The organism is Saccharomonospora marina XMU15, assembly GCF_000244955.1.
In the GTDB taxonomy this organism is placed as follows: Bacteria; Actinomycetota; Actinomycetes; order Mycobacteriales; family Pseudonocardiaceae; genus Saccharomonospora_A; species Saccharomonospora_A marina.
In genome coordinates, this window is the sequence record NZ_CM001439.1 from 4,950,489 (window position 1) to 4,975,755 (window position 25,267).

Genomic DNA, 25,267 nt, shown 5'->3' on the forward strand with positions numbered 1-25,267 from the left:
GACGATATGCCCACCGGTCAAGCAGCGGCGAACGGGTCCTTGACCCGGCCTAGCAGATCGGCGATCGAGTCGATCACGAGGGTGGGCCGGAACGGGTAACGTTCGGCGGACTCTCGCGTCGAGATGCCGCTGAGGACAAGGATCGTGCTCAGCCCTGCCTCGATGCCGGAATGCACGTCGGTGTCCATCCGATCGCCGATCATCAACGTGTGCTCCGAGTGGGCGCCAAGGGCGCGCAGCGCCGAGCGCATCATGAGCGGGTTCGGCTTGCCGACGTAGTAGGGCGAGCGGCCGGTCGCGCGCTCGATCAGTGCCGCGATGGAGCCGGTGGCCGGCAGCACGCCTTCCCTGCTCGGCCCGGTGGGATCGGGGTTGGTCGCGATGAACCGGGCGCCGCCTTCGATCAGCCGGATGGCCCTGGTGATCGAGGTGAAGCTGTAGGTGCGGGTCTCACCGAGCACGACGTAGTCGGGGTCGGTGTCGGTGAGCACGTACCCGACCTCGTGCAGCGCCGTGGTGAGACCGGCCTCGCCGATGACGAACGCCGAACCGTTCGGCCGCTGCGAGTGCAGGAACCTCGCCGTGGCCAGCGCTGAGGTCCAGATGGCCTCCTCGGGCACCTCCAGTCCCGTTCGCAACAGCCTCGCCCGCAGGTCACGCGGCGTGTAGATGGAGTTGTTGGTCAGCACCAGGAACTTGGCCTCGTTGGCTCGCAGTTCGGCGAGGAACTCGTCGGCACCCGGAACGAGGTGCTCCTCGTGCACCAGCACGCCGTCCATGTCTGTGAGGTAGGTCCACTGCTGGTCGCTCATGAGGCACAGCCTATTGCTCTACCGACCGATAGCGGGGTGGATGGTCACCGCGGCCGCCTTGACGACGAGCCGCACCGCGCGGCCGGGCTCCAGTCCCAGTTCCGCCACCGAGGAAGGTGTCAGGTCCGCGCTGATTCCCTCGGCGGTGCGCAGCCGCACCACAGGGCCGTGCGGCTCCAGCGCCGAGATCACGGCGTCGATCACGTTCCTCGGGCTGCCACTGACGGTCGAGTCCGCGGGGTGCACCGCCACCGACCCCGGCGTGAACACCGCGACGGCGGGTTCCCCGGTGGCCATCTCGACCGACGGCACGCCGGTCACCAGCAGCCCTGCCGAGGTGCGCACGCCCTCACCACCCGCGGCCGCCGTGCCCGAAACGAGGTTCAGCCCCGCGATCCGCGCGGTGAACGGTGTCCTCGGTGCGGCGAGCACCTCGCGCGTGGGACCGCGCTCCACGATCCGCCCCGCCGAAAGCACCACGACGGAGTCGGAAAGCGTCAGCGCGTCGAGCGGGTCGTGCGTCACCAGCACGGTGGCTCTGCGGTGCCTGCGATCGCGCAGCACCCGCCGCAGCAGGGCCCGAACGGCAGGCGCGGCGTCGACGTCGAGGGCCGCGAGGGGCTCGTCGAGCAGCAGCAGCTCCGGTTGCCCCGCGAGAGCGCGCGCGACGGCCACCCGCTGTGCCTGCCCTCCGGAGAGTTGGTGGGGTTTGCGGTCGGCGAGTTCGGCGGCGTCCACTTCGCTCAACCAGTCGTGCGCGGTCGCGCGTGCCTGCGCTCGGGTCGCGCCACGCGAGCGCGGCGCGAAGGCGACGTTGTCGGTGACGCTCAGGTGCGGGAACAGCAGCGCCTCCTGCGCGAGCAGGCCGACACCACGCCGGTGCGGCGGCACCGCGTGACCGTGCCCGTCCAGAGTGCGCTCGCCGAGTGTCACCGTGGCGCGGTCGGGCACCACGAGCCCGGCGAGGCAGCCGAGCAGCGTGGACTTGCCCGACCCGTTGGGCCCGAGCACGGCCAGCACGGTGTCACGCGGCACGTCGAAGGCCACCGACAGCGTGAACGTGCCCCTGCTGACCTCCAACTCGGCGTGCAGTGTCACGCCCGCACCCCTTCCAGCGCGCGGGGCCGCGCGAGCACGATCACCACGACGGCAACCACCACCAGCAGCAGCGCCAGCGCCACGGCACTGTCGACATCGGTCTGCGCCTGGTTGTACACCTCCAGCGGCAGGGTGCGGGTGACGCCCTCCAGACTGCCCGCGAACGTGATCGTCGCCCCGAACTCCCCGAGCGCTCTGGCGAAACTGAGTACCGCGCCCGAGCCCAGCGCGGGCAGCAGCAGCGGGACGGTGACCCTGCGAAACACCGTCCACGGGCCCGCGCCGAGCGTGGCGGCGACCCGCTCGTAGCGATCACCGGCTCCGCGCAGCGCTCCCTCCAGGCTCACGACGAGGAACGGCATAGCCACGAAGGTCTGTGCGATGACCACGGCGGCCGTGGTCAGTGGCACCCGCACGCCTGCGGTGACATCGAGCAGGTAGCCGAGGAACCCGTTACGGCCGAGCAGGTAGAGCAGCGCGAGACCGCCGACGACGGGCGGCAGCACCAGTGGCAACAGCACGACGGCCCGCAGCAGCCGTACCGCGCGCCCACGGTAGCGGGCGAGCACCACCGCCAGCGGGACTCCCAACACCATGCAGGCCACAGTGGACAGCCCGGCGGTGAGCAAGGACAGTCGCAGCGCGTTGATCGCCGACGGCGACGTCAGCAGCGCGGGCAGGTTGGCGTAGTCGGTTCGCACCAGCAACCCGGCCACCGGCAGTACGACCAGTGCCAGCGCCAGGGATGCGGGGACCCACAACGCCCACGGCACACCAGCCGTTCGAGAACGGCCGCGGCCGCGGCGCACTGTCTGGTCAGGGCGCGCCAAAGCCCGCCTCACTCAACTCGCGGCTACCGACCTCGCCGAGCACGAGTTCGGTGAACTCGCGCGCGAGTGCCGGTCGCGGCGCGTCGGCGAGGGTGGCGATGGGGTAGCTGTTGACCGCCTGCTTCGCCTCCGGAAACGACACCGCCTCCACCTGTCGCCGCTCGGTGACGTCGGTCTTGTACACCAGGCCCGCGTCGGCGACACCGGCCTCGACCTTCGCGAGCACGGCCTTGACGTTGTGCTCCTCGCTCGCCGGCGTGAGTTCGACCCCCGCCGCTCGCTGCACCCGCTGCGTCGCCGCGCCGCACGGAACCGCGGGCGCGCAGACGACCACCGTCAGGCCGGGATCGGCGAGGTCGGCCAGTCCCCGGATCCGGTGCGGGTTGCCCGGCGCGACGGCGATCGTCAGGGTGTTGGTGGCGAACGTGGCCGGACGGCCCTCCACCGCCGCGGCGCTCACCACCTGCCGCATCGTCGCCTCGTCGGCGGAGGCGAACACGTCCACCGGCGCGCCCTCGATGATCTGCTGGGCCAGCGTGGCGGACCCGTCGAGGTTCAGCCGTACGTCCACGCCGGGGTGGCTGTCTTCGAAGCGGCGTTCCAGCGCGGCGAACGGTTCGGTGAGCGATGCCGCCGCGAACACGGTGAGGGTGGCCGAACCGTCCTGCGACGGCGCCGTGCACGCCGCCGCGGTGAGCCCGGCGGCGAGCAGCGCGATCAGCCCCCTGCCCGCCGACCTCCTCACTGGTCACCCCCGACGGTCTCGATGATGACCTGCGTCGCCTTCACCACCGCCACCGCCAGCACGCCCGGCTGCAGCCCGAGTTCGGTGGCCGCCTCGGTGCTCATCAGCGACACGATCCGGTTCGGACCGCACTGCAGTTCCACCTTGGCCATGACCTTGTCGGTGACGACATCGGTGACCAGCCCGACGAACCGGTTGCGCGCCGAGCGGCGCACTCCGGTGGGGTCCGGTGTCTCGCCCGCGAGCCTGCGCGCGAAGGCCGCGAGCTCAGCGCCCTCGACGACCTTGCGCCTCGCGGCGTCCTCGCCCGCGACGAGTTCTCCCGCCCGCACCCAGCGCCGGACTGTGTCGTCGCTGACACCGAGCAGGCGGGCGGCTTCCGAGAACCGAAACTGCGGCACACATAGCAATATATCTCCGCATATGCGGATGAACCAGCCTTGTGGTCCCGATCGTCGTGAAAGCAAGCTCACACCTTGCCGGATCGGCGCACTAGGCTGGGATAGGTGACGGAGGTAAACCTAGGCATCCCACGGGTGCCCGGTGCGCACCAGGTGACGGACAAGCCACGACCGGACAACCCAGCGCTCATCGACACGTTCGGGCGCGTAGCGACGGACCTGCGGGTATCCCTCACGGACAAGTGCAACCTGCGGTGTACCTACTGCATGCCCGCCGAAGGGCTGGAGTGGATGCCCGGTGAGCAGGTACTCAGCGACGACGAACTCATCCGGCTGATGACGATCGCCGTGCGCGATCTCGGCATCACCGACATCCGGCTCACCGGAGGGGAGCCGCTGCTGCGGCCCCGGCTGGAGGAGCTCGTGGCGAGGATCGCCGCGCTGCGACCACGGCCCCGGCTTTCCATGACCACCAACGGCATCGGTTTCGCCAAGCGCGCCAAGGCCTTCGCCGAGGCGGGACTGGACCGGATCAACGTCTCGCTCGACTCCATAGATCCCGAGACGTTCGAGCACATCACCAGAAGGGACCGCCTGCGGCACGTGCTCGACGCGCTCGCGGCCGCCAGGGAAGCGGGCCTGGACCCGGTGAAGATCAACGCGGTGCTGCTGCGTGGTGTCAACGAGCACGAGGCGCCCTCGCTGCTGCGGTTCGCCCTCGAACACGGCTATCACCTGCGGTTCATCGAGCAGATGCCGCTGGATGCCCAGCACGGCTGGGACCGCAGGCAGATGATCACCGCAGACGAGATCCTGGAACTGCTCGGCACCGAGTTCACGCTGACTCCGAGCCCGGCCGAGCGAGGCGGGGCACCAGCGGAACGCTGGCTGGTCGACGGGGGTCCGCACGAGGTCGGCGTGATCCCGTCGGTGAGCAGGCCGTTCTGCGCCGCCTGCGAGCGCACCAGGCTCACGGCCGACGGCGCGATCCGCTCGTGCCTGTTCAGTACCGACGAGACCGACCTGCGGCTGCTGCTGCGCGGTGGCGCGAGCGACGAGGACATCGCCAACACCTGGCGAGCCACCATGTGGGGCAAACTCGCAGGCCATGAGATCAACGAGGCCGGATTCGCGCAGCCGATCCGGCCGATGAGCGCGATCGGAGGCTGACCGTGAGCTCGGCGACTTCAGGGCCGACCTCGCTCGACGAGGGGGAGCAGCACGCCACCACCGTGCTCGTGCGGTACTTCGCGTCCGCACGGGCGGCAAGCGGGGTGGATTCCGAACTCGTGCGCCTGCCACCGGGCGCGTCGGTGGGCGAGGCGGTCGATCAGTTGCGGGCGATGCATCCGGGTGAGCTTGCTCGCATCCTCGACGCCGCGAGCTTCCTGCTCGACGGCATGGCCGTGCGCGATGTCACCAGGCAGCTCCCCGATGGAGCCGAGTTGGACGTGCTCCCGCCCTTCGCGGGCGGCTGACCCGCCGGTGATCCGCAGCGATCGCGAGTGATTTTCGTCATTTCGTGACCCTGCCGAGAGCGGCCGTTCACCGTGCGTACGCCTGGCTCGCACAGGCTGAGCCGCATGTCGCTCCCACGTCGCATGCTCGCGGCTGCGCTGTCGGCCCTGACCCTGTTCACGCTGCTCAGCGCCCCCGCGGCGGCACACGACCGCCCCGGCGAGCGCAACGTGCGGCCACTCGCGCAGGCGCACGCGCACAACGACTACGAGCACTCCCGCCCGCTGTTCGACGCGCTCGACCACGGCTTCACCAGTGTCGAGGCCGACATCTACCTGGTCGGCGACCAGCTGCTGGTCGGGCACGACCCTGAGGATCTGACGCCGGAACGGACGCTGGAGTCGCTGTACCTGGAGCCGCTGCGCGAGCGGGTGATGGACAACCACGGCAAGGTCTACCGGCGCAAGATCGACTTCCAGTTGCTCGTGGACATCAAGAGCGAAGCGACCAGCACCTACGCCGCGCTGCAGCAACGGCTGCGTGACCGGCGGTACTCGTTCATGTTCACCTCCTACGACGCGGGCAAGGTGCGCCGACACGCCGTGACGGTGGTGCTTTCGGGCAACCGGCCCAGGGCGCAGTTGAGCGCGCAGCGGCACCGGCTGGCGTTCTACGACGGCCGCATCGCCGATCCGACCGACCTCGGCCCCGGCTCCGACGCCGGCCTGACGCCGCTGGTGTCGGACAACTGGACCAAGCTGTTCTCCTGGACCGGAGAGGGCACCTTCCCGGCCCGGGAACGCGCACGGCTGCGCGAGATCGTCGAGCAGGCGCACGCGGCAGGCCAGCGGGTGCGATTCTGGGCCACACCGGACAGCGACACCCCGGCGCGGACGGCGGTGTGGGAGGAGTTGCTGGCGGCCGGTGTGGATCACATCAACACAGATGATCTTGCCGGGCTCGCGGCTTTCCTGACGGCCGCGAGGTAGTCACGAACGGAGCAAACGCGCTCCGACAGACGTGACCCATGCCTCACTTTGAGTGAAAAGTCTCGACTCGGATACGGCTCGATAACGGGGCCTCTACCAGCGAAAACACCATGATCGTTGAAGGTTGCTTGCCGTTACTGTGACTTAGCTCACGGTTGCAAGGATTTCCGATCCGGCTCGTCGTTACGTACCGTCGCTTTTCGGTTGGCCCCGACCGACCAAGCAAGACGGGATTCCGTTGCGCCGAGCCCAGTCCGGCGGGATCCCGAACCATAACCCCGAGCGAAAGAAAACTTCCGGACTGGGACGGGAGGAGACGTCGACCGACACGGCGATGTCAGCCGGCCAACAAGGTCGGTCAGACCTTCGGGTCTGCCTCGTCACTCGACAGGCGCGGAAGATGAGACCGAGTCGAAATGGCTTATCGAGGCAAGCATCGTAAACCTTCCGCTGCGTCCCGAAACATGGCTCGCGTGGCTGTTGCGGGCCTCGCTGTCGGCGCCCCGCTGGCTATCGCTGCGACCCCCGCGCAGGCCGATAGCGTCAACTGGGACGCCATCGCGCAGTGCGAGAGCGGTGGCGACTGGAGCATCAACACCGGCAACGGCTACTACGGTGGGCTCCAGTTCAAGCTGAGCACCTGGCAGGCCTACGGCGGCAGCGGCATGCCACACCAGGCCTCCCGCGCGGAGCAGATCCGCGTCGCGGAGAACGTCCTGCAGGGCCAGGGCATCGGTGCCTGGCCTGTGTGCGGTGCCAAGGCAGGCTCGACCGCCAGCTACGAGAGCAGCAACACCGGTGGCGCCGAAAGCGCCTCCTCGGTCGAGGCCCCGGCCCCGGCCCCGGCTCCCGCGCCGGCTCCCGCGCCGGCACCCGCGCCGGCACCCGCGCCGAGCGTGGCCGAGTCGAACCCCAACGGCGACTACACCGTGGTCGCGGGCGACACACTGTCCAAGATCGCCAGCGAGCACAACGTCGCGGGTGGCTACATGAAGCTCGTCGAGCTCAACGAGGGCTTCATCTCCAACCCCGACTTCATCGTGGTCGGCCAGAAGATCGCCACCAAGTGACCTCCCCGAAGGTCTGATGGTGCCGACGACGGCGCCGATGCCTGCCGATCGCTGATCGGCAGGCACGGAAGGGGTCCCACCGCGTCCCCCGGGCGGTGGGACCCCTCATCCCGTCCCTTGACAACAGCAAGACCGCTCTCGGCCCTGATCGACGGCCTTCGGCGAGCCGCCGTCCGGGGCCACCATCCAGGTAGGCATGCGGCTCCGCGGCGGAGGACCAGCCGGTCACCCGCGTCGGGCCATCACCGGGCGGTACGGCTCAGGGCGAATTGACCCACTCGTCGGTGCCGTCGGCGAAGTGCTGGTGTTTCCACACCGGAAGTCGCGCCTTCACCTCGTCGACCAGTTCGGCGCAGGTCGCGAAGGCCTCGGCCCTGTGCTCGGCGGCGACGGCGCAGGCAAGCGCCACATCGCCGATCTCCAAAGGGCCCAGCCGGTGGCTGACCGCCACCGCCCGCAGGCCGCTCCTTCGCCCGACAACCTCGGACACGACCCTGGCGAGCACCTCGCCCGCGGTCGGGTGTCCCTCGTAGTACAACGAGGTCACCGATCGGCCGTCGTCGTGATCGCGAACGACACCGCCGAAGGTCACCACGGCACCCGCGCCCGCCTCACGCACCAACTGGGCGTGCTCCTCCACCGACAGCTCCGACTCGGTCACCTGCGCCAGCGCTACCCGAGCCGTCGGCGCAAGCTGCCCGTTCTCCTGCTGGTCACCGTTCTCGTGCTGGCTGTCGGCACCGATCCTCGGGTGGTCGCCGCCTGCGATCTGGTCGACGGCATGGTCGAGCACGGCGGCAAGCACCTCGAGCCCGTCGCTCACCCCGCCACGCGAACCCGGCAGGTTCACGATCAGTGTCCGGCCCGCGACACCGGCCATGCCTCGCGACAGGATCGCGGTCGCCACCTTCTCCTGCCCCGCCGCCCTCACCGCGTCGGCAATCCCGGGAAGCTCGTAGTCGAGCACCTGGGCTGTCGCCTCGGGAGTGCGGTCGGTCGGTGAGATCCCCGTGCCGCCCGTGGTGATCACGACGTCGACCTCGTCGGAGAGGCTTTCCCGCAGCGCCTGCGCCACCGGCTCACCGTCGGGCACCACGACCGGTTCGGGCACCTCGTAGGAACGCTCGGCCAGCCACCTGGTGATGATGGGGCCGGTCTGGTCGGCGTAGACGCCGTTGGCGGCGCGGTTCGAGGCCACGATCACCCTCGCGGTGCGCTTCATCGGTGCTCCTCCCGACGCCAGGTCCCGGTCTTGCCGCCTGCCTTGCTCTCCAGCCGCACCTCGTCCAGCGAGGCGGCGGGATCGACCGCCTTGATCATGTCGTGCAGCGTCAGCCCGGCCACCGCGACGGCGGTGAGCGCCTCCATCTCCACACCCGTGCGGTCGCTGGTTCGAGCCGTCGCCTCGATGCGCACGCTGTCGGTGTCGAGTTGGAAGTCCAGGTCCACCTTGCTCAACGCGATCTGGTGGCACAGCGGGATCAACTCGGGCGTGCGTTTGGCGCCGAGGACTCCCGCGATGCGCGCGGTAGCCAGGGCGTCGCCCTTGGGCAGCCCGTTCGACGAAAGTAGCCGCAGCACCTCCGAGGTGGTGCGCACCCTGCCACTGGCCACCGCGGTGCGCGCGGTCACCTCCTTGCCGGAGACGTCGACCATCCGCGCCGCGCCGGTCTCGTCGACGTGGCTGAGCTCACTCATGCTCACTCATGTCACTCATGTCACTCACGATGCCGAGGCTACTTCTTCTTCGCCACGAGCGGCGGCCCTGACCGCCTCGGCGACGGCGGGCGCGACCGCCGAGTCGAACACGCTCGGCACGATGAAGGACGCGTTGAGCCGGTCGTCCACGACGTCGGCGATGGCGTTGGCCGCGGCCAGCAGCATCTCGTCGTCGATCTGGTGCGCCTGCGCGTCGAGCAGTCCTCGGAAGAAACCCGGGAACGCCAGCACGTTGTTGATCTGGTTCGGGTAGTCGCTGCGCCCGGTCGCCACGACGGCGGCGTGCCGCTGCGCTTCCAGCGGATCGATCTCCGGGTCGGGGTTGGCCAGCGCGAAAACCACGGCGTCGTCGGCCATCGTCGCGACGTGCTCGGCGCCGAACAGGTTCGGGGCCGACACGCCGATGAACACGTCCGCCCCCACCAGCGCCTCGTGCAGGGTGCCGGAGAAGCCCTCCTTGTTGGTGTTCTCGGCCACCCAGCGCAGGTTGTCGTCGAGGTGGCGCCTTGCTCCGTGCACGGCCCCGTCGATGTCGACGGCGACGATGTCGGCGGGTGCCTTACGCAGCAGCAGCCGGATGATCGCCGAACCGGCGGCGCCGACACCGCTGACGACGATCCGGCATTTCTCGATCGGTTTGCCGATCACGCGTAACGCGTTGCGAAGGGCCGCCACCACGACGATCGCCGTGCCGTGCTGATCGTCGTGGAACACCGGGATGTCCAACTGTTCCCGCAGCCGTGCCTCGATCTCGAAACACCGAGGCGCGGCGATGTCCTCCAGGTTGATTCCCGCGTAGACCGGGGCCAGCGCGCGAACGATGCGGATGATCTCGTCGGGGTCCTGCGTGTCGAGGCACACCGGCCACGCATCAACCCCCGCGAACTTCTTGAACAGCGCAGCCTTGCCCTCCATCACCGGCAACGCCGCGGCCGGGCCGATGTTGCCGAGCCCGAGCACGGCCGAGCCGTCGGTGACCACCGCGACCGTGTTGCGCTTGATCGTGAGCCTGCGCGCGTCGTCGGGGTTCGCGGCGATCGCCTGGCAGACCCGTGCGACCCCGGGGGTGTAGGCGCGTGAGAGGTCGTCCCGGTTTCGCAACGCGACCTTGGGGGTCACCTCCAGCTTGCCGCCAAGGTGCATCAGGAACGTGCGGTCGGACACCTTGCGCACGCGAACACCCGCCAGCGTGTCGAGCGCCTTGGTGATGTCCTCCGCGTGATCGGCCGACAGCACGTTGGCAGTGATGTCCACCACGATGAAATCGGAGTGCGACTCGACGACGTCGAACGCGGTGAGCACACCGCCGACCCGGCCCACGGCGCTGGTCAGATCACCCGCGGCACTGGCCGACGGCGGGGCTTCCAGTCGCACGGTGATCGAGTAACCGGGCCCGGGAACCGGCATGGGACTACCCCCGCATCAGGAACTCTGCGATATACGGGGAAACATTAGCTCCCCGGGTGTCCGGGCAGACGGCCAGGATGGTGACTGACCAGTAACTATGCGGGCTTGTTGATCTCGGTGTGCGGGTGCTCGTACGGCACGGAGTCCAGCGGGAAGGTAACGTCGCCGAACGGCGAGAGTGCGCCCTGCCGGTCGGCGGCGAGCTCGGAAACCGGGTGCTCGCCCACGGGTACCTCCGGCCAGGTGGGGTCGATCCGCTTGCGCTTGCGGTCGTCCGACTTCGCCACGTCGTCCTCCATCCGCTCAACCAACGACTGAGCACAGTGTGCCCGATGGCCTCGAACGGGAGATATCGTGGTCACGATGGCCGCCACCTCTCTCGCGGACTGGCTGTGCTCGGCATCCGACGACCTGCTGACCAACCTGCTGTGTGCCAGGCGCGACCTCGCGACGCCCCCGCCTGCCGACTCCGCCGTGCTCGCCACCCGCGCGAGCACGGCGGGCTCGATCGCGCGCGCGTGCGAACGGCTCGACGCCGCGACGCTGGCGGTGCTGGAGACACTGCTGGTGGCAGGCGCCGACACCGAACCGGTGCACGGCGCCCGCGTCGCCGAGCTCGCGGGCGAGGACATCACGGTCCAACTCGACCGGCTGCGGGTGCTCGCGCTCGTCTGGGGCGACGACGAGGGACTTCGCGTCCCGCCCGCCGCACGCGAGGTGTTCGGCCCGTTCCCAGCCGGGCTGGGCACTTCCTGCCCGGACCTGTCAGCCTCGGACCTGCCCGGCACGCTCGCGCAAGTGGGTGAGGACGAGCGAGCGTTGCTCGACGTGCTCGCCAAGGGCCCACCCATAGGCCGGACCAGGGACGCGGCGGCGGAGGTGACCGACCCGTCGGCCGCCACCCCCGTGCGGCGACTGCTGGCGCGCGGGCTGCTGCTACGCAGGGACGAGGCGACCGTGGAGCTGCCGAGGGAGGTCGGTATCGCGCTGCGGGGCGGCAGGGTCATCGAGGACGGCAAGCTCCGAGAACCCCCGCTGCCCGTCACCAGGCGCGAGCGTTCCACGGTGGACCAGGCCGCGGCCGGTGAGGCGATGGAGTTCGTTCGCCTGCTGGAATCGCTGCTGATGCTGTGGTCGCAGCAGCCTTCACCCGTGTTGAAGGCGGGCGGGCTCGGGACGCGGGAGCTCAAGCGCGTCGCCAAGGAACTCGACGCCGACGAGGAAAGGGCCGCGCTGCTGGTGGAGTTGGCCGTCGGTGCCGGACTGGCGGCGGCGAGTGAGGAGACCACCGCCGAATGGCTGCCGACGACGCTGGCCGACTCGTGGTTGGCGGCACCGCCCGCGGGTCGCTGGCTCACCATCGCCCGTGCCTGGCTGGAGCTGCCCCGGTTGCCCGGTTTGGCGGGCACGAGAGATCCAAGAGACAAGGCACTCGCGCCGCTGTCGGAGGAGTTGCGCCGACCGCAGGCACCCACGGCTCGCAGGCGGGTACTGCAGGCGCTGTCGGAATTACCCGAAGGGGCCGGGGTCGACGACGTGGAAGCGCTCGTGGCTCTGCTCGCGTGGCGGGCTCCAAGGTGGGGCGGCAGGCTGCGCGACGAGATGGTGCGCTGGGCGATGGCCGAGGCCACTGCCATCGGCGTGGTGGCGCTGGGTTCGGTGCCCGCCGCCACCACGCAACTGCTGGCGGGCGAGCAGCACGCCGCGGCCTCCGCCATGGCGGAGGCGATGCCGAAGCCGGTGGATCACGTGCTCGTGCAGGCCGACCTCACGGTGGTGGCTCCCGGCCCGCTGGAGCCGGAACTGGCAACGGAGATCGCGGCGGTCGCCGATGTGGAGTCGGCAGGCCACGCGACGATGTACCGCGTCGGCGAGGCGTCCGTGCGGCGGGCACTGGACAGCGGGCGCACAGCTGCGGAACTGCACGAACTCTTTCGCACCCGTTCGGCCACCCCGGTACCGCAATCGCTTTCGTACCTGATCGACGACGTGGCTCGCAGGCACGGCAGGCTGCGCGGCGGCACGGCCGCGTCGTTTCTTCGCTGCGACGACGAAGTGCTGATCGCGGAGGTTCTCGGCAGCGGTGTCGCCGACGAGTACGAGCTTCGCAAGATCGCTCCCACGGTGCTGGTGAGCCCGTACCCGCTCGCGGAGGTGTTGCAGGGCCTGAGGGCGGCGGGGTTCGCGCCCGCGGCGGAAGGACCGGACGGCCGCATCGTCGACCTACGGCCCAGCGGCAAGCGGATCGCCGCTCGGGGCCGCCCCGCGCGGCGCGGCGCCGCCGAGCCCACCGGCGTCAGCGCGGAGCAGCTGAACGCCGTCATCGCCCACATCCGGACGGGAGACAAGGCGGCACGCAGCCGCAGGGGCACGGTGGTGCGCCTGCCCGGCGGTGGCGGGGCGGACACCTCGGCGACGCTGGCCCTGCTCGCCAAAGCCACACGCGAGCAACGGGAGGTGTGGATCGGCTTCGTCGACTCGCACGGCACGGCGGCGCAGCGGGTGATCACGCCGGTGCGGGTCGGCGGCGGCATTCTGGAAGGTTCCGACAACGAGCGCTACCCGCTGCACCGCATCACCTCGGCGGCACTCGTGGAGGACTGATCCCGTAGGCGCCCGGATGCGTTCCGGAACGCAGGACTCGCGGGCGAGAGCGCAGGACTCGCGGGCGGGAACGCAGGACTCGCGGGGTTACAGCGAGCGCAGGCCTTCCAGAATCTTCGTCATGAAGTCGTGCGAGGAGCGGTCGGACAACACGAAGCCCGGCTGCTGAACCTGCACGGCCCCGGAGTTCTCGAGGTCGTCCACGATCACCTTCACCACCCCCAGCGGCAGTCCCGCGAAAGCGGCGATCTCGGCGATCGAATGCACCTCAACGCACAGGTCGCAGATGAATCGCTGCTCGGGTGAGCTGACACCGTGGTACTGCCTGCCGCGTTCGGTGGTAGCCACCAACGCCTCCAGCGCCAGTTCCTTCGCGGGCCGGGTCCGCCCGCCGGTGCGCGCGTAGGGCCGAACCAGCGACCGGTGAGTGAACCGTGGCGGGGGCGGGGGCTGCGCGCGGACACGCTTGGTCAGCTGGGCAACGTGCCGGACGCTGCCGAGGTCGAACCTGCTCGGCGAGTCGAAATGCTCGCGGCCCGTGCCCTTGTTGAGGGCCTCCCACTCGTCCACTGTCCTATCCACGCACACCGCCCTGCAGCTGAGCACGCAACTCGGGAGTCAACTGCTGGCCTACCCGATCGACGAGCAGTGTCATCTCGTACGCGACCGTGCCGATGTCCGCCGTCGGCGCGGCGAGCACGGCAAGGCACGAACCATCGCTGATCGACATGAGAAACAGGTAGCCACGCTCCATCTCGACAACGGTTTGATGGACAGTACCGCCCTCGAAGCACCGCGAAGCACCCAATGTGAGCGAAACCAGTCCCGAGGCGACGGCGGACAGTTGCTCCGCCCGCTCCCTCGGCAAGCCGTCGGAAGCTGACAGGAGCAGCCCATCCGCCGACACCACCACGGCGTGTGCGGCGCCCGGCACCCTTCGTACGAAATCGGTGATCAGCCAGCCGAAACCGTCACGCTGCGCCGAAGCTGTCACTGTCCCTCCTCGCCTGCCGCCCGGTTTCGCCCTCACCCAGCGGCAAGACTATTAGCCAGGTCAAACCTGTCGAGGGCACAAGCCTCATTCGCTCGGGTGAATCACTCCGGGTACCGGTGCGGCGCACCCCGAGGAACCGGGTGGCTCAGCCCACCTGTAATGCCGAATCGTGCGAGATCGCGTGTTGCACCACCGAGATCAACACCTGTTTCGCCGAATCCCGCTCCCGCGCGTCGCACGCCATGATCGGAACGGACGGCGAGATGGTGAGCGCGTGCCGCACGTCCTCGATCTGATGGTGCAGCAACCGGTCGAAACAGTTGATCGCCACGATGTAGGGCAGTTTGCGATTCTCGAAGAAGTCGATGGACGGAAACGCGTCCGCCAACCTCCTGGTGTCCACGAGCACGACCGCGCCGATCGCACCGAGTGCGAGGTCGTCCCACATGAACCAGAACCGGTGCTGCCCCGGCGTGCCGAAGATGTACAGCACCAGATCGGAATCCAGCGTGATCCGGCCGAAGTCCATCGCGACGGTGGTGGTGACCTTGTTCGGTGTGGACGAAAGGTCGTCCACCGAAACGCTGGCCTCCGTCATCGACGCTTCGGTCGTCAGCGGATCGATCTCGGAGACCGCGCCCACCAGCGTGGTCTTGCCTACCCCGAAGCCACCGGCGACCACGATCTTCGCCGATTGGGTCGGGCCTGACGTCGCCGGCGTGTTCGCGGACGCGTCAAATTCTCCGAAGCCCACTGAGCACCCTTTCCATGAACTCGATACTGGGCCGGTCTCCCACCATGGACGACGCGGAATGAATGAGCACGAGCCCGAGACCGGCTACGTCACCGACAAGGACTCTGACCACACCGAGCGGCAGCCGAAGCAGCGCGGCCACCTCCGCGACCGACCGCGTGTCGAGGCACAGTCCGCAGATGGACCTGTGCTCGGGTACGCGCACCCGCTCCAGCCTCCTGCCACGCTCGCTGGTGGAGATCAGCGCCTCGATCGCGAGATCGTAGTCCGGTTTCGTCCTGCCCTTGGTACGGAAATAGGGACGGACAAGTCCTGACGTCTCGGCAGGCGACTCGGGCTCGACATCGGCCTGCCTCGGCACGGGAGACGGGGTGAACTCCTGCGAGGAGGGCCCTCGCTCCCCCGCCGGATCGCGAAACGGGGAAAACCCCGCGGCCTCTTGAGGAGGTTCGACCATCCCGCCGCCGCCCATGCCGTAAAGCTCGGCTCCCGGCCCACTCAGCAGCTGCTGCCGATACTCCGTGACATCGAACTCGGAGGGGCCTTGCGAACCGATGTCCACGGGCCGCAACCACTCGGCCGAGTCGTCCAGCCTTCGCCCCGGCAGCGAGTCGTCCACCCGCCGTAGCCGCCAGTCGCTGTCATCGCGGCCGCGGCGCGGGTTGGCGCTGGGATCGCCACGCCTTCGCCCGGCGGCACGGTCCCTGTCGAGCCGACGGTCACCACGTGAGTGCCCGGAATTCACGGGGTTCTCCTCAGTGTTTGTTCACCGAACTGTGTCTATGCCGAAATCTCCATCGGTCCGCTCATGGCCGTGCGGTTACCGCCGCACCGAGCCCTGTAGCTGCGCGCGCAACTCCGGGGTCATCTGCTGGCCCACCCGGTCCACGAGCAGTGTCATCTCGTAAACGACAAGGCCGATGTCGCTGTCCGGCGCACCGAGCACGGCAAGGCACGAACCGTCGGACACCGACATCAGGAACAGGAAGCCGTTGGCCATCTCCACCACGGTTTGGGCGACGGTGCCGCCCTCGAAGACCTGCGCCGCGCCGCGGGCGAGGCTTGTCAGGCCCGACGCCACCGCGGCGAGTTGGTCAGCCCTGTCCTTCGGCAGCCCACGTGACGACGCGAGCAGCAGGCCATCCGCGGATACGACGACAGCATGTGCCGCGCCGGGCACGCGGTGCACGAAGTCGCTGATGAGCCAAGCGAAGCTACCCTTCTGCGCCGAGTTGCCTTGCTTGGGGACACCCGACTGCGCTGAACCCGCCCGTGTCAACTCTTACTCCTTCGCCCCGTTGTGACGGGGGCCTGCCCCCGCCTCGTCGAACTGCTCGCTTCGGTCCGACGGCTCCTTGAGCGCGTGGCGCCCGCTTTGGTAACCACGCTGGAAACTCCGCATTCGGTTGCGTGCCGCCTCCGCCGATCTCGCGATGGCAACCTCGCCAGGTTCGCCCGCCGTCGCGTCGGTGAACCCGTCTCCCTTGCTCGGGCGCACCGAACCAGGGACCAAGTATGCGTTCGGCACCCGCTTGGGCAGCCCGGCCGGGGTCATCTCCTCGCCCTTCGACTCCAGCAGCGCATGCGCTGCCTGCCAACCTGTGTCCGATGCGCTGCGCCAGCCGCTGTCGACCACCCCGGCGACGGGCTCCGAGGAGTCCTGTTCGGAGCCGGGGTCCGGATCGAGGGGCTGCTGATCGTCGACTTCGGAGTCCGTCGCGGCCGCTTCGTCGGCGGCTTCCTCGCTGAACCAGCGCGACAACACCGATTGGTAGATCGGCAGCCTCCTGGTCGGCACGTCGTCGTCCAGTGCGCTGCCCTGGTCGGTCTCGGCTTGCTGCTCCATGGACTCGTACCGGTAGGCCTGCGAGGACATCGGCGTGCTGTGCGGTTCTCGCTTCGGCAGCAGGTTCGGCTGAGCACCGACCCCGCCGGGTGCGGGTTCGTGCGACTCCGAGGGCCACTGCGGTTCGTCCGCACGGGAAGGTGGGGCAGGCGGGGACGCCTCGTGGCTGACGAACGGGCCCGCCGCCTTGCTCGGCCCCGCCACCAGGTCGTCGAGACTGATGGGCTTGTCGAGCGGCGTCAGGCCGTTCTCGTCGGGCACGGGCTTGGCAGCGGGAGGCTCGGCGGGCGTCGGGGGGAGCATCGTCGTCTCCTCCGGATCCCCGCTGGGGAACGGGATCGAAGGCGACGACAGCTCCGAACGCTGCTCCGGCACCGAGGTCCGCGGCAGGGCCTGCACCGTGTGCGGCGCGCTGGTCAACAGCTCGGTCGGCACGACGACCCGCGCGATGACACCGCCCTCGATGTCCTCGTTCTCCCGCAGCCGCACCTCGATGCCGTGCCGCTTCGCCAGGCGTGCCACCACGTAGAGGCCCATCCGCCTTGTCACCGACACGTCGAGGTCGGGCGGGTCGGCCAGCCGCTCGTTGGCCTCGTCGAGTTGCTCCTCCGTCATACCGACGCCGCGGTCGGTGATCTGCACGGCCAGCGCGTGCCGCCTCGTGACGACAGCACGCACGCTGATCTTGGTTTCCGGTTCGGAGAAGTAGGTCGCGTTGTCGAGCAACTCGGCGAGCAGGTGCACCAGGTCGTGCACCGCCCTGCCCTGCACGGCGACATCGGGCACCGAGCCCACCTCGACGCGTGCGTACTGCTCGATCTCCGAGACCGCCGCACCGATGACGTCGGCGGCGGGCACCGGCTTGGACACCGACTTCGTCAGCCCCGCGCCGGAGAGCACGAGCAGGCTCTCACCGTTGCGCCGCAACCGCGTGGCAAGGTGGTCCAGCTCGAACAGGCTGGCGAGCTGGTCGGGGTCCTGCTCGTCGGCCTCAAGCCGGTCGATCACGCCGAGCTGGCGTTCCACGAGGCGCTGGCTGCGCCGGGACAGGTTGACGAAGATGCCGTTGACGTTCTCGCGCAACAGCGCCTGCTCGGCGGCCATCCTGATCGCGCGCTCGTGGACCACGTCGAACGACCTGGCGACCTCGCCGATCTCCTCCCTGCTGTTGACCGGCACCGGTTCCACCGCGTTGCGCGATGCCTCGATCGGGTTCGGGTCGGCGAGGATGCGACGCACCGTCTCAGGCAGCCGCACGTAGGCGACCTCGAGTGCGCTCGAGCGCAGCTGGCGCAGCGGCTTGATGAGGGCGCGGGCGATCACCAGCATCAGCACGACGGTGGCGACGAGCGCGGCGACAACGATCGCGAAGAACACCCAGGCCGCGTCGGTCGCGTCACTCGCCAGCGCGGAAGCCTGTGCCCGCAGCCGGTCCAGCAGCGTGCTCTCCACCTGGCGCATCATGTCGCTGGTCGCCCTGCCGTCCGCGGTGAGCCGCCCGACGTCGATGTCCAGGTCCTCACCCGCGGACGCGCGGGCGAACGCGGTGGCGACGATGCGCTCCCGGTTGTCCACCTCCGCGCCGGACACCCGGTCGGCGTAGAGCTGCTGCTCGTCGAACGTGGCGTTGGCGTTGAAGGAGTCGATGGCGGCCTGCGCACTCGCCTGCGCCGCGAAAGTGCGCTCCAGCAGGTCGGCCGGGAAGACGTCGCGTCCGGCCGCGATCTGCAGCGCGGCGTTCTGCCTGGCCACGAACTCCTTGGCCTCGCCGAGTGCCTGCACCGTCGTGCCACGGCGGAGCAGTTCCCTGTCGGTCACCGCCAGGTTCACCTCGCGGCCGAGTTGCAGCAGATCGCTCAGGATCGAGGTGTAGGTGACGAAGGCGGCCAGGTCGGGGAACGCGGTATTGTTGATCTTGGCGCGCAGCGGGTCGAGGGCGGTGAGACGTTGCAGCGCCTGGTCGTAGTTCTGTCTGGTGGCCTCGTCGGGGAACTCCAGGTCGGCCACCGCCGCACGCAGCTGCCGCACCGCGGTGTCGACCTTGGTGATCTGCGCGTCCAGTGCCGCCCGGTCGGCCGACCCGTTGGCCATCCTCGCGACGGCGAGTGTTCGCTCGCCCTGGAGTTGTTGCACCACGGAGGTCACGCTGGCGGCCACGTCGAACTGGTCGGCGGTTCGCTGGAACTCCTTGGCACTGTTCAGTTCGCCAACGGCGCGCAATCCACCGAAGGTCAGGGCCGTGACCAGCGGGATGATCAGGACGACGGCCAGCTTCGACCGCAGTGGCCAGTTGCGCAGTCTCCACCGGGAGCCACCCGGTTCCACCGGCTGTTGAGAGCCCGCCTGTTCCTGGGCAGCACCCGGCCCGCCTACGGCCGCGGTCTCACTGTTCGGCACCGCTCTACCACCATCGTTCTCCGAGCCGGATCCGATCCCCGGCATCCCTGGCCGAGCACTTCGTTACTTTCCGCGCATTCGCCATAGCCCCCTGTCACCCCATTGGAGGTCAAGCAGCGGAAGCATTGCGTCAGGCCACCACACTGGTCAACCCACGTCTGGTGGATGACTCACACCGAAGCGTCGACATCGTAGAGGTCGACTCCACCACTTGGTCACTCTTTCGTCACACTTCGGAGGTTCGTTTCGCGCGGGAGACACAGAAGGTAGCGAAGACCACCGTGGGATGTAACCCTCGATGGTCAACTCTCAGCAAACTTGAGTGCACAAGTTCGCTGTCAAGGCCCTGTTTTACAGGGCAGAAGTAAACCTACAGTTAATTTCGCCACACTATGTTCCACCCGATCGTGGGCCATAGAGTACCGATCGGCTCGGTTCCGGCACGCATTGTGATGACCGCGCCGGGTCTCTACAGTAGCCGTGGCTCGCTGAGTTGTCGGGGTGTCTTTCGCTCAGTTGGCCCTAACCCACACAAGACACCGGCTCATCGCCTCATACCTGAGGAGTGGCATTGCTTCGACACGGCACCACCACCGAACGACGGCCGCGCAAACGCGCGAGGCTGGCCACGGTGGTCGCGACAATCGGTCTGCTGGCTTCGGTCAGCGGATGCGGACTGCTGGGTGGCTCCGACGAATCCTCCGATTCCGGAGGTAACGGTTCGGTGGAGAAGGCGAACATCACGATCGCGACACTGCCCGCCATCGACGTCGCGCCCCTGCACCTGGCCGTGAAGAACGGGTATTTCAAGGAAGAGGGCCTCAACGTCAAGATCGACCAGGCCGCGAGTGGCCAGGCCGCGCTGACCAAACTGATCGGCGGCGACGCCGACATCACCTTCTCCAGCTACGTCCCGTTCCTCGTGGCGCAGAGCAAGGGTGCCGCTGACATCAAGTTCGTCGCCGACGCCGTTTCCACCACGCCGGACGCGATCCAGCTCGTCACCATGCCCAACTCGTCGGTGAAGAGCGTGAAGGACCTGGAGAACAAGAAGATCGGCGTCTCGGCGCTGAACACGATCTCCGACGCGCTGGTCAAGTCGGTGATGAAGACCAACGGCCTCGACTTCAACACGGTGGAATGGGTCCCGGTGTCCTTCCCGGACATGGCGGGTGCGCTGTCACGAGGTGACGTCGACGCGGCACTGATGATCGAGCCGTTCCTGACCGCCTCGGCCAGCTCCACGGGCACCGTCCCGGTCATCGACGTCGCCACCGGCCCCACGAAGGACTTCCCGCTCGCCGGCTACGGCGCGCTCGCCGGCTTCGTGGAGCAGAACCCCAAGACGGTCGCGGCCTTCCAGCGTGCCATGAAGAAGGCCAGTGACGACGCGCAGGACCGCAGCAAGGTGGAACCGGTGCTGGTGGACCAGGCCAAGGTGGAGCCTGCCATCGCCTCGCTGGTGAAGCTGCCGCAGTTCCACGCCACTTTGGACGCTTCGAGGCTGCAGCGCGTCGCCGACCTCATGGTCGAGTTCGACATCGTCAAGGAGAAGATCGATGTCGGGCCGATGATCGTCCAACCGTCCGAAACCTGACGTGCGACCGGTAGTACGAAATCTGGTCGGCCTGGTCGCGTTCCTGGGTATCTGGGAACTCGCGGCCAGGTCCGGCCTGGTACCGCAGCGCGACGTTCCCCCTGCCAGCGTCGTGCTCACCAGGACAGTCGAGTTGCTCGGGCAGCAGGATTTCGTTCGCGACGTGATAGCCAGCGTGCTGGCATGGGCCATCGCGCTGTGCGCGGCGACCGCGATCGCGGTGCCCGCCGGGCTCGTGCTCGGCAGCCTGCCCGCGGTGCGGGTGGCGACGAGAGCCATCGTGGAGTTCCTGCGGCCGATACCTTCGGTGGCGTTGATCCCGCTGGTGATCCTGGTCATCGGCGGGGGTCCGGAATCCAAGATCGCGCTGGCGATCTACGCCGCGATCTGGCCGATCCTGTACAACACGATCTACGCCTTCGACGAGATCGACCCGCTGCTCATCGACACCGCGCGCTCGTGCGGCGCGGGTAGGCCCGCGGTGCTGGCCACGGTGGCGTTGCCGCACGCGGCGCCGTTCGTGTTCACCGGCATCCGGATGTCGGCGGCTGTCGCGCTGATCGTCGTGGTCAGCACCGAGTTCATCGCGGGGGCCAGCAGCGGTATCGGGAAGTTCATTCTCGAGTCCGCATCCGGCGGCGGGCGGATGGACCTTGTGCTCGCGGGGACGGTGGTGGCAGGCGTGTTCGGATACCTGGTCAACGACGGCCTCGAACGCCTCGGCAATCGGTTGTTCCGCTGGCACACGGCGACGACCGCACAGGAGACCGCATGAACCCGCTGCTCGGCTTCGTCCGTAGATGGGCGCTGTTTCTCGTGGCCGTGGCGCTGTGGGAGGTGGCGGCTCGGCTCGGGGAAAGCCCGTTCTTCCCCCCACCGACGACGATCATCGGCAGCGCCGCCGACACCTGGCTTTCCGGCCCTGCCACCCGGTTGTTCCTCGGCGAAAGCGTGTTCGACGACGTGCTGCCCAGCCTGGGAAGGGTGTTCGGCGGCTGGGCGATCGCGGTACTGGTCGGTGTCGGCCTCGGCGCCGCGCTCGGCAGGTCGAGGACCGGCATGGACTACGTCGGTCCGCTGTTCGCCTTCATGCGCGCCGTGCCTCCCCCGACGCTCATCCCCGTCTTCCTCGTGCTGTTCAGCATCGGCACCCCGATGAAGCTGGCGACCATCGTCTTCGGTTCGGTGTGGCCGATCCTGCTGAACACTGTGGACGGTGTGCGCTCGGTCAGCACCACCCAGCAGGAGACGGCGCGATCGTTTCGAACGCCACGGCCGTACTGGATCGCGATGGTGGTACTGCCCGCCGCATCGCCGAAGATCTTCGCGGGGTTGCGGTTGAGCCTCTCGCTCGCCCTCATCCTCATGGTGGTATCGGAGATGGTCGGGGCTACCGACGGCATCGGCTACGAACTGATCTTCGCGCAGCAACGGTTCGACTTCGCGGCGATGTGGGCGTGGATCGCGCTACTGGGCGCTCTCGGCTACGGGCTCAACGCCTTGCTGCTTATGGTCGAACGTCGCATGCTCGGCTGGCAGCACACCAGTGTCGCCGCGACCGCCAAGACCGCAGGAGCTTGATATGGCAACGATGTTGGAGGTGACCGGCCTCACCCACCGCTACGGTGGTGCGGGCAGCGATCACCTCGCGGTGAACGAACTGACGTTCAGCGTGGAAACGGGGCAGTTGGCCTGCATCGTCGGGCCCTCCGGCTGCGGCAAGTCGACACTGCTTCGCTGCATCAGCGGGCTCATCCGCCCCTCCGGCGGTGAGGTCAAGCTGCACGGCGACAGGGTGGAGGGGGTACCCGAAGACCTTGCCGTGGTGTTCCAGGACTACAGCCGCTCGCTGTTTCCGTGGCTGTCCGTGCGGCAGAACGTGGAGTTCCCGCTGCGCTGGAAGAAGCTCAGCCGAGCAGAACGCAGGCAGCGGGCCGAAGAGGCGCTGGAGTGGGTCGGCCTTCCCGGAGTGGGTGGGAAGTACCCGTGGCAGCTTTCCGGTGGCATGCAGCAACGGGTCTCGATCGCCAGGGCGCTGGCCCGGCGACCCGCACTGTTGCTGATGGACGAGCCGTTCGCCTCCGTGGACGCGCAGACCCGGTTCGAACTGGAGGATCTGCTGCGCGGGGTGCAGGTGCAAAACCACAGCACGGTGCTGCTGGTGACACACGACATCGACGAGAGCGTCTACCTCGGTGACCGGGTACTCGTGCTGTCGAAATCACCGGCCTCGATCGTCGCCGACCTGCCCGTGAACCTGCCCGCGGAGCGCGACCAGATCGCTACCAGGGAGGCGCAGGAGTTCGTCTCGCTGCGCGCAGAGGTGGCAAGACTGCTGCACGGTGGCGCCCCGGCCACCGCCAAGCCATCGGCCTGACAACCGGCCCCTGACCAGCCTGCCGGAAGGAGTCGGCACGCGGTCGCGTCGAACCGCGTGCCGACTGCTCCGTCACTCGGCGGTAGCTCCTGTGACTACTGTGGTGTGGCTACTGTGGCTCCTGCAGCGGCCAGACCTCGACGACACCGTGGGCGACGGCGCACGGTGTGTTCGCGACCAGTTCCACGGCCTCGTCGATCGTCGCCGCTTCGAGCACGGCGAACCCGGCCACGGGCAGCGAGGACCGCAGGAACGAGCCGGTCTCGGTCTCAACCCCCTCGGCGGCGTGGTTGCGTACCCGCACTGCGGTCCCCGCGATGCCCATGAGCACACCGCTGTCCCGAAGCCGCTGGTCGTGCGCGTGCGCATCGTCTCGCAGCCGGGGGTCGGTCCGCTCGTAACCCTCCCGATCGCCGTATCCGATCGCCACGAACTTCGCCATGGCACCGCCCTTCCATGTGGGGTCAGCCGACCACGTCATTCCAGTCGCAAGTGTTGACCCGGTGAGGCGGCGAAACTCATCCCGGCGTGCACCGGGGGGCATCGTGCGGACTCACGCGATGCCGCCCCAGGTCAGTAGATCCGCTCCGGGCTGGGGTCCACCCGGACGTGCACCAGGCTCGGGCGAGGGTCGGCCAGTGCCGCGTTGAGCGCGGGCTTGAGTTCGTCCGGCCGCTCGGCCCGGTAGGCGGAGCAGCCCATCGCGGACGCGAGTTCACCGAAGTCGATGCCGCCGAGGTCCACGCCGGGCAGCTTCTGCCCACCCATCGCCTCCCCCAGGATGCGCACCGCCGCGTACTGGGTGTTGTCGAGGATCACGAACGTCACCGGCGCCTGCTCCACCGCCGCTGTCCACAGTGCCTGAATGCTGTACATGCTCGAGCCGTCGCCGACCACACACACCACCTTGCGCCGCGGCCTGGCGACGGCGGCTCCCACTGCGGCGGGAACCGCCCACCCGAGCGTTCCACTGGCGGCGGCGAGAAAACCGGTGTCTCGAGCGGTGATCGGCAGGTGGTCGTGCAGCACGTTGCGGTGGCTGGGCGCCTCCTCGACCACGATCGCGTCGGACGGCAGCAGTTCGGCGAGCACGCTGTAGACGTAGCCGCCGGACACCGGATTCGTCTGCGCCGGTCGCGGTGGGCGCGCCAGCGGTGCGGGAGCGGCAGCGCGAGAACCCGAAACAGCGGCCGCGAGCTGGGTCACGGCGGGCTTGGTCGTGGACCTGATGCCGGTGCCGTGCGGTGCCCTCGCCAGCACCTGCTCGTCGTCGCTGACCACGAACATCGGCGGCAGCGCGATATCCGGCTCGCCACGGTAGACGTGGTAGGTGAACGCGGGTGCGCCGACAACGACCACGAGGTCGTGCCCTGCCAGGCTATGCGCCAGCGCGATGCGTTCGGGCGTCAGGAAACCGAGAAACAGTGGATGATCCTCTGGGAAGGAGCATCTGCCCGACATCGGGCTGACGTACACCCCCGCCTTCACCTTCTCGGCGAGTGCCACCACCTCGTCGACCGCGCCGTCCTGGTCGACGGCGTCGCCGACCACGATCGCGGGGGAAGCACTCGCCGACAACGCATCGGCCAACTCGGCCAGCGCTTTCGGGTCGGGTGCGAACCCCGCGAGCGCGCGCCGCGCCGCGACCGGCGGCGACTCACTGTCCCAGTCGTCGGCGGGAACGGAGACGAACACCGGGCCGTAAGGCGGTTGGGCGGCCGTGTGATACGCGCGCGCCAGCGCCGCGGGCACGTCCTGCGCGCGAGCGGGCTCGCAGCTCCACTTCACGTAGGGCTTGGGGAACTCCGCCGCGTCCGTGGCACCGAGGAACGGGTCCTCCAGCAACAACGACCGGGTCTGCTGACCCGCCATGATGATCAGCGGCGATCGGTTGCGGTGTGCGGTGTAGAGGCTGCCGAGCGCGTGGCCCACCCCGCCGGCGGAGTGCAGGTTCACCAGCACCGGCTGCCTGGCGGCCTGCGCGTAGCCGTCGGCCATCGCGACCACCACCGACTCCTGCAGCCCCAGCACGTACCGGAAGTCGGAAGGCCAGTCGGTGAGGAACGGGATCTCGGTGGTGCCCGGGTTCCCGAAAACGGTGGTGAGTCCGTATTCACGCAGCAGGTCTCGCGTGACATCGCGTACCGATCCCATGCTTGCACGCTATCC

The 25,267-nt window shown here is 68.8% G+C and carries 26 protein-coding genes; 9 read left to right on the forward strand and 17 right to left on the reverse strand.

Features of this window, described 5'->3' with window-relative positions; all coding sequences use genetic code 11:
- Positions 1 to 17: 17 nt before the first annotated feature.
- The 5 genes from SACMADRAFT_RS23330 to SACMADRAFT_RS23350 are packed head-to-tail and all read right to left on the reverse strand — an operon-like array spanning position 18 to position 3,886.
- Positions 18 to 812 (reverse strand): HAD-IIA family hydrolase, encoded by a 795-nt coding sequence (locus tag SACMADRAFT_RS23330; protein ID WP_009156321.1) that lies wholly within the window; start codon positions 810 to 812, stop codon positions 18 to 20.
- An 18-nt stretch (positions 813 to 830) separates the two neighbouring features.
- Positions 831 to 1,910 (reverse strand): sulfate/molybdate ABC transporter ATP-binding protein, encoded by a 1,080-nt coding sequence (locus SACMADRAFT_RS23335; RefSeq protein ID WP_009156322.1) that lies wholly within the window; start codon positions 1,908 to 1,910, stop codon positions 831 to 833.
- The gene (locus tag SACMADRAFT_RS23340; RefSeq protein ID WP_009156323.1) at positions 1,907 to 2,683 is read right to left on the reverse strand and encodes an ABC transporter permease; all 777 of its coding nucleotides are present in this window, start codon (positions 2,681 to 2,683) and stop codon (positions 1,907 to 1,909) included. Before SACMADRAFT_RS23340 ends, SACMADRAFT_RS23335 begins: the two co-directional genes overlap by 4 nt.
- 43 nt (positions 2,684 to 2,726) lie before the next feature.
- Positions 2,727 to 3,485: a molybdate ABC transporter substrate-binding protein gene (gene modA, locus SACMADRAFT_RS23345; protein ID WP_009156324.1), complete on the reverse strand. Its 759-nt coding sequence runs from the start codon at positions 3,483 to 3,485 to the stop codon at positions 2,727 to 2,729.
- Positions 3,482 to 3,886, reverse strand: a complete 405-nt coding sequence (locus SACMADRAFT_RS23350) for a TOBE domain-containing protein (RefSeq protein ID WP_040925857.1) — start codon at positions 3,884 to 3,886, stop codon at positions 3,482 to 3,484. Before SACMADRAFT_RS23350 ends, modA begins: the two co-directional genes overlap by 4 nt.
- A 105-nt stretch (positions 3,887 to 3,991) precedes the next feature.
- Between SACMADRAFT_RS23350 and moaA the strand changes: the two genes are divergently transcribed.
- The 4 genes from moaA to SACMADRAFT_RS23370 all read left to right on the forward strand — a co-directional run bounded on the left by moaA (position 3,992) and on the right by SACMADRAFT_RS23370 (position 7,403).
- The gene (gene moaA / locus SACMADRAFT_RS23355; RefSeq protein WP_009156326.1) at positions 3,992 to 5,056 is read left to right on the forward strand and encodes a GTP 3',8-cyclase MoaA; all 1,065 of its coding nucleotides are present in this window, start codon (positions 3,992 to 3,994) and stop codon (positions 5,054 to 5,056) included.
- Positions 5,057 to 5,058: 2 nt separating this feature from the next.
- Positions 5,059 to 5,364 carry a MoaD/ThiS family protein gene (locus SACMADRAFT_RS23360; RefSeq protein ID WP_009156327.1) on the forward strand — a complete coding sequence of 102 codons (306 nt, stop codon included), beginning with the start codon at positions 5,059 to 5,061 and terminating at the stop codon, positions 5,362 to 5,364.
- A gap of 105 nt (positions 5,365 to 5,469) precedes the next feature.
- Positions 5,470 to 6,333, forward strand: coding sequence for a phosphatidylinositol-specific phospholipase C/glycerophosphodiester phosphodiesterase family protein (locus SACMADRAFT_RS23365; protein WP_009156328.1), 864 nt, complete (start codon positions 5,470 to 5,472; stop codon positions 6,331 to 6,333).
- 416 nt (positions 6,334 to 6,749) lie between these two features.
- Positions 6,750 to 7,403: a LysM peptidoglycan-binding domain-containing protein gene (locus SACMADRAFT_RS23370; protein WP_040925858.1), complete on the forward strand. Its 654-nt coding sequence runs from the start codon at positions 6,750 to 6,752 to the stop codon at positions 7,401 to 7,403.
- A gap of 259 nt (positions 7,404 to 7,662) precedes the next feature.
- Here SACMADRAFT_RS23370 and SACMADRAFT_RS23375 read toward each other — a convergent pair whose 3' ends face one another.
- From SACMADRAFT_RS23375 to SACMADRAFT_RS23390, 4 genes are all read right to left on the reverse strand, one after another.
- Positions 7,663 to 8,625 carry a molybdenum cofactor biosynthesis protein MoaE gene (locus SACMADRAFT_RS23375; RefSeq protein ID WP_009156330.1) on the reverse strand — a complete coding sequence of 321 codons (963 nt, stop codon included), beginning with the start codon at positions 8,623 to 8,625 and terminating at the stop codon, positions 7,663 to 7,665.
- The gene (moaC, locus tag SACMADRAFT_RS23380) at positions 8,622 to 9,101 is read right to left on the reverse strand and encodes a cyclic pyranopterin monophosphate synthase MoaC (protein WP_009156331.1); all 480 of its coding nucleotides are present in this window, start codon (positions 9,099 to 9,101) and stop codon (positions 8,622 to 8,624) included. The genes SACMADRAFT_RS23375 and moaC overlap by 4 nt, the downstream gene beginning before the upstream one ends.
- Positions 9,102 to 9,125: 24 nt before the next feature.
- Positions 9,126 to 10,529: an NAD-dependent malic enzyme gene (locus SACMADRAFT_RS23385; protein ID WP_009156332.1), complete on the reverse strand. Its 1,404-nt coding sequence runs from the start codon at positions 10,527 to 10,529 to the stop codon at positions 9,126 to 9,128.
- A 95-nt stretch (positions 10,530 to 10,624) separates the two neighbouring features.
- Positions 10,625 to 10,828 carry a hypothetical protein gene (locus SACMADRAFT_RS23390; protein ID WP_408640360.1) on the reverse strand — a complete coding sequence of 68 codons (204 nt, stop codon included), beginning with the start codon at positions 10,826 to 10,828 and terminating at the stop codon, positions 10,625 to 10,627.
- Positions 10,829 to 10,892: 64 nt separating this feature from the next.
- Between SACMADRAFT_RS23390 and SACMADRAFT_RS23395 the strand changes: the two genes are divergently transcribed.
- The gene (locus SACMADRAFT_RS23395; RefSeq protein ID WP_040926750.1) at positions 10,893 to 13,133 is read left to right on the forward strand and encodes a helicase-associated domain-containing protein; all 2,241 of its coding nucleotides are present in this window, start codon (positions 10,893 to 10,895) and stop codon (positions 13,131 to 13,133) included.
- Between the two features lie 87 nt (positions 13,134 to 13,220).
- On the opposite strand, the gene SACMADRAFT_RS23400 is transcribed toward SACMADRAFT_RS23395, so the two are convergent.
- From SACMADRAFT_RS23400 to SACMADRAFT_RS23425, 6 genes are all read right to left on the reverse strand, one after another.
- Positions 13,221 to 13,715: a DUF742 domain-containing protein gene (locus tag SACMADRAFT_RS23400; protein ID WP_040926751.1), complete on the reverse strand. Its 495-nt coding sequence runs from the start codon at positions 13,713 to 13,715 to the stop codon at positions 13,221 to 13,223.
- Complete coding sequence (locus SACMADRAFT_RS23405) at positions 13,708 to 14,127, reverse strand: roadblock/LC7 domain-containing protein (RefSeq protein WP_009156336.1); 420 nt, start codon at positions 14,125 to 14,127, stop codon at positions 13,708 to 13,710. The genes SACMADRAFT_RS23400 and SACMADRAFT_RS23405 overlap by 8 nt, the downstream gene beginning before the upstream one ends.
- Positions 14,128 to 14,272: 145 nt before the next feature.
- Positions 14,273 to 14,881, reverse strand: a complete 609-nt coding sequence (locus SACMADRAFT_RS23410; protein WP_009156337.1) for a GTP-binding protein — start codon at positions 14,879 to 14,881, stop codon at positions 14,273 to 14,275.
- Positions 14,862 to 15,626 carry a DUF742 domain-containing protein gene (locus SACMADRAFT_RS23415; protein WP_009156338.1) on the reverse strand — a complete coding sequence of 255 codons (765 nt, stop codon included), beginning with the start codon at positions 15,624 to 15,626 and terminating at the stop codon, positions 14,862 to 14,864. The genes SACMADRAFT_RS23410 and SACMADRAFT_RS23415 overlap by 20 nt, the downstream gene beginning before the upstream one ends.
- Before the next feature lie 75 nt (positions 15,627 to 15,701).
- On the reverse strand, positions 15,702 to 16,160 hold the full coding sequence (locus SACMADRAFT_RS23420) for a roadblock/LC7 domain-containing protein (protein ID WP_009156339.1): 459 nt from the start codon (positions 16,158 to 16,160) through the stop codon (positions 15,702 to 15,704).
- A 3-nt stretch (positions 16,161 to 16,163) separates the two neighbouring features.
- A complete protein-coding gene (locus SACMADRAFT_RS23425; protein ID WP_009156340.1) occupies positions 16,164 to 19,169 on the reverse strand; it encodes a sensor histidine kinase in 3,006 nt (1,001 codons plus the stop codon).
- Positions 19,170 to 19,695: 526 nt separating this feature from the next.
- On the opposite strand from SACMADRAFT_RS23425, the gene SACMADRAFT_RS23430 reads away from it, so the two are divergent.
- From SACMADRAFT_RS23430 to SACMADRAFT_RS23445, 4 genes are read left to right on the forward strand one after another with little or no spacing between them, the layout of a single operon-like run.
- Positions 19,696 to 20,721, forward strand: a complete 1,026-nt coding sequence (locus SACMADRAFT_RS23430) for an ABC transporter substrate-binding protein (protein WP_009156341.1) — start codon at positions 19,696 to 19,698, stop codon at positions 20,719 to 20,721.
- A 1-nt stretch (position 20,722) separates the two neighbouring features.
- Positions 20,723 to 21,496 carry an ABC transporter permease gene (locus SACMADRAFT_RS23435; protein WP_009156342.1) on the forward strand — a complete coding sequence of 258 codons (774 nt, stop codon included), beginning with the start codon at positions 20,723 to 20,725 and terminating at the stop codon, positions 21,494 to 21,496.
- Positions 21,493 to 22,302 carry an ABC transporter permease gene (locus tag SACMADRAFT_RS23440; RefSeq protein ID WP_009156343.1) on the forward strand — a complete coding sequence of 270 codons (810 nt, stop codon included), beginning with the start codon at positions 21,493 to 21,495 and terminating at the stop codon, positions 22,300 to 22,302. Before SACMADRAFT_RS23435 ends, SACMADRAFT_RS23440 begins: the two co-directional genes overlap by 4 nt.
- 1 nt (position 22,303) lies before the next feature.
- Entirely contained in the window at positions 22,304 to 23,098 is a 795-nt protein-coding gene (locus SACMADRAFT_RS23445) for an ABC transporter ATP-binding protein (RefSeq protein WP_009156344.1), read from the forward strand.
- 109 nt (positions 23,099 to 23,207) lie between these two features.
- On the opposite strand, the gene SACMADRAFT_RS23450 is transcribed toward SACMADRAFT_RS23445, so the two are convergent.
- Both SACMADRAFT_RS23450 and mdlC read right to left on the reverse strand, forming a co-directional pair.
- Positions 23,208 to 23,540: a YciI family protein gene (locus SACMADRAFT_RS23450; protein ID WP_009156345.1), complete on the reverse strand. Its 333-nt coding sequence runs from the start codon at positions 23,538 to 23,540 to the stop codon at positions 23,208 to 23,210.
- A 131-nt stretch (positions 23,541 to 23,671) separates the two neighbouring features.
- Positions 23,672 to 25,252, reverse strand: coding sequence for a benzoylformate decarboxylase (mdlC, locus tag SACMADRAFT_RS23455; protein ID WP_009156346.1), 1,581 nt, complete (start codon positions 25,250 to 25,252; stop codon positions 23,672 to 23,674).
- Between the last annotated feature and the right edge of the window lie 15 nt (positions 25,253 to 25,267).

Bases quoted from the DNA above. Each gene is read 5' to 3' on its own strand.
- SACMADRAFT_RS23330 (WP_009156321.1), bottom strand. From the start codon at position 812: ATGAGCGACCAGCAGTGGACCTACCTCACAGACATGGACGGCGTGCTG.
- SACMADRAFT_RS23365 (WP_009156328.1), top strand. From the start codon at position 5,470: ATGTCGCTCCCACGTCGCATGCTCGCGGCTGCGCTGTCGGCCCTGACC.
- SACMADRAFT_RS23370 (WP_040925858.1), top strand. From the start codon at position 6,750: ATGGCTTATCGAGGCAAGCATCGTAAACCTTCCGCTGCGTCCCGAAAC.
- SACMADRAFT_RS23375 (WP_009156330.1), bottom strand. From the start codon at position 8,625: ATGAAGCGCACCGCGAGGGTGATCGTGGCCTCGAACCGCGCCGCCAAC.
- moaC (WP_009156331.1), bottom strand. From the start codon at position 9,101: ATGAGTGAGCTCAGCCACGTCGACGAGACCGGCGCGGCGCGGATGGTC.
- SACMADRAFT_RS23385 (WP_009156332.1), bottom strand. From the start codon at position 10,529: ATGCCGGTTCCCGGGCCCGGTTACTCGATCACCGTGCGACTGGAAGCC.
- SACMADRAFT_RS23390 (WP_408640360.1), bottom strand. From the start codon at position 10,828: ATGGAGGACGACGTGGCGAAGTCGGACGACCGCAAGCGCAAGCGGATC.
- SACMADRAFT_RS23395 (WP_040926750.1), top strand. From the start codon at position 10,893: ATGGCCGCCACCTCTCTCGCGGACTGGCTGTGCTCGGCATCCGACGAC.
- SACMADRAFT_RS23425 (WP_009156340.1), bottom strand. From the start codon at position 19,169: ATGCCGGGGATCGGATCCGGCTCGGAGAACGATGGTGGTAGAGCGGTG.
- SACMADRAFT_RS23440 (WP_009156343.1), top strand. From the start codon at position 21,493: ATGAACCCGCTGCTCGGCTTCGTCCGTAGATGGGCGCTGTTTCTCGTG.
- SACMADRAFT_RS23445 (WP_009156344.1), top strand. From the start codon at position 22,304: ATGGCAACGATGTTGGAGGTGACCGGCCTCACCCACCGCTACGGTGGT.
- SACMADRAFT_RS23450 (WP_009156345.1), bottom strand. From the start codon at position 23,540: ATGGCGAAGTTCGTGGCGATCGGATACGGCGATCGGGAGGGTTACGAG.
- mdlC (WP_009156346.1), bottom strand. From the start codon at position 25,252: ATGGGATCGGTACGCGATGTCACGCGAGACCTGCTGCGTGAATACGGA.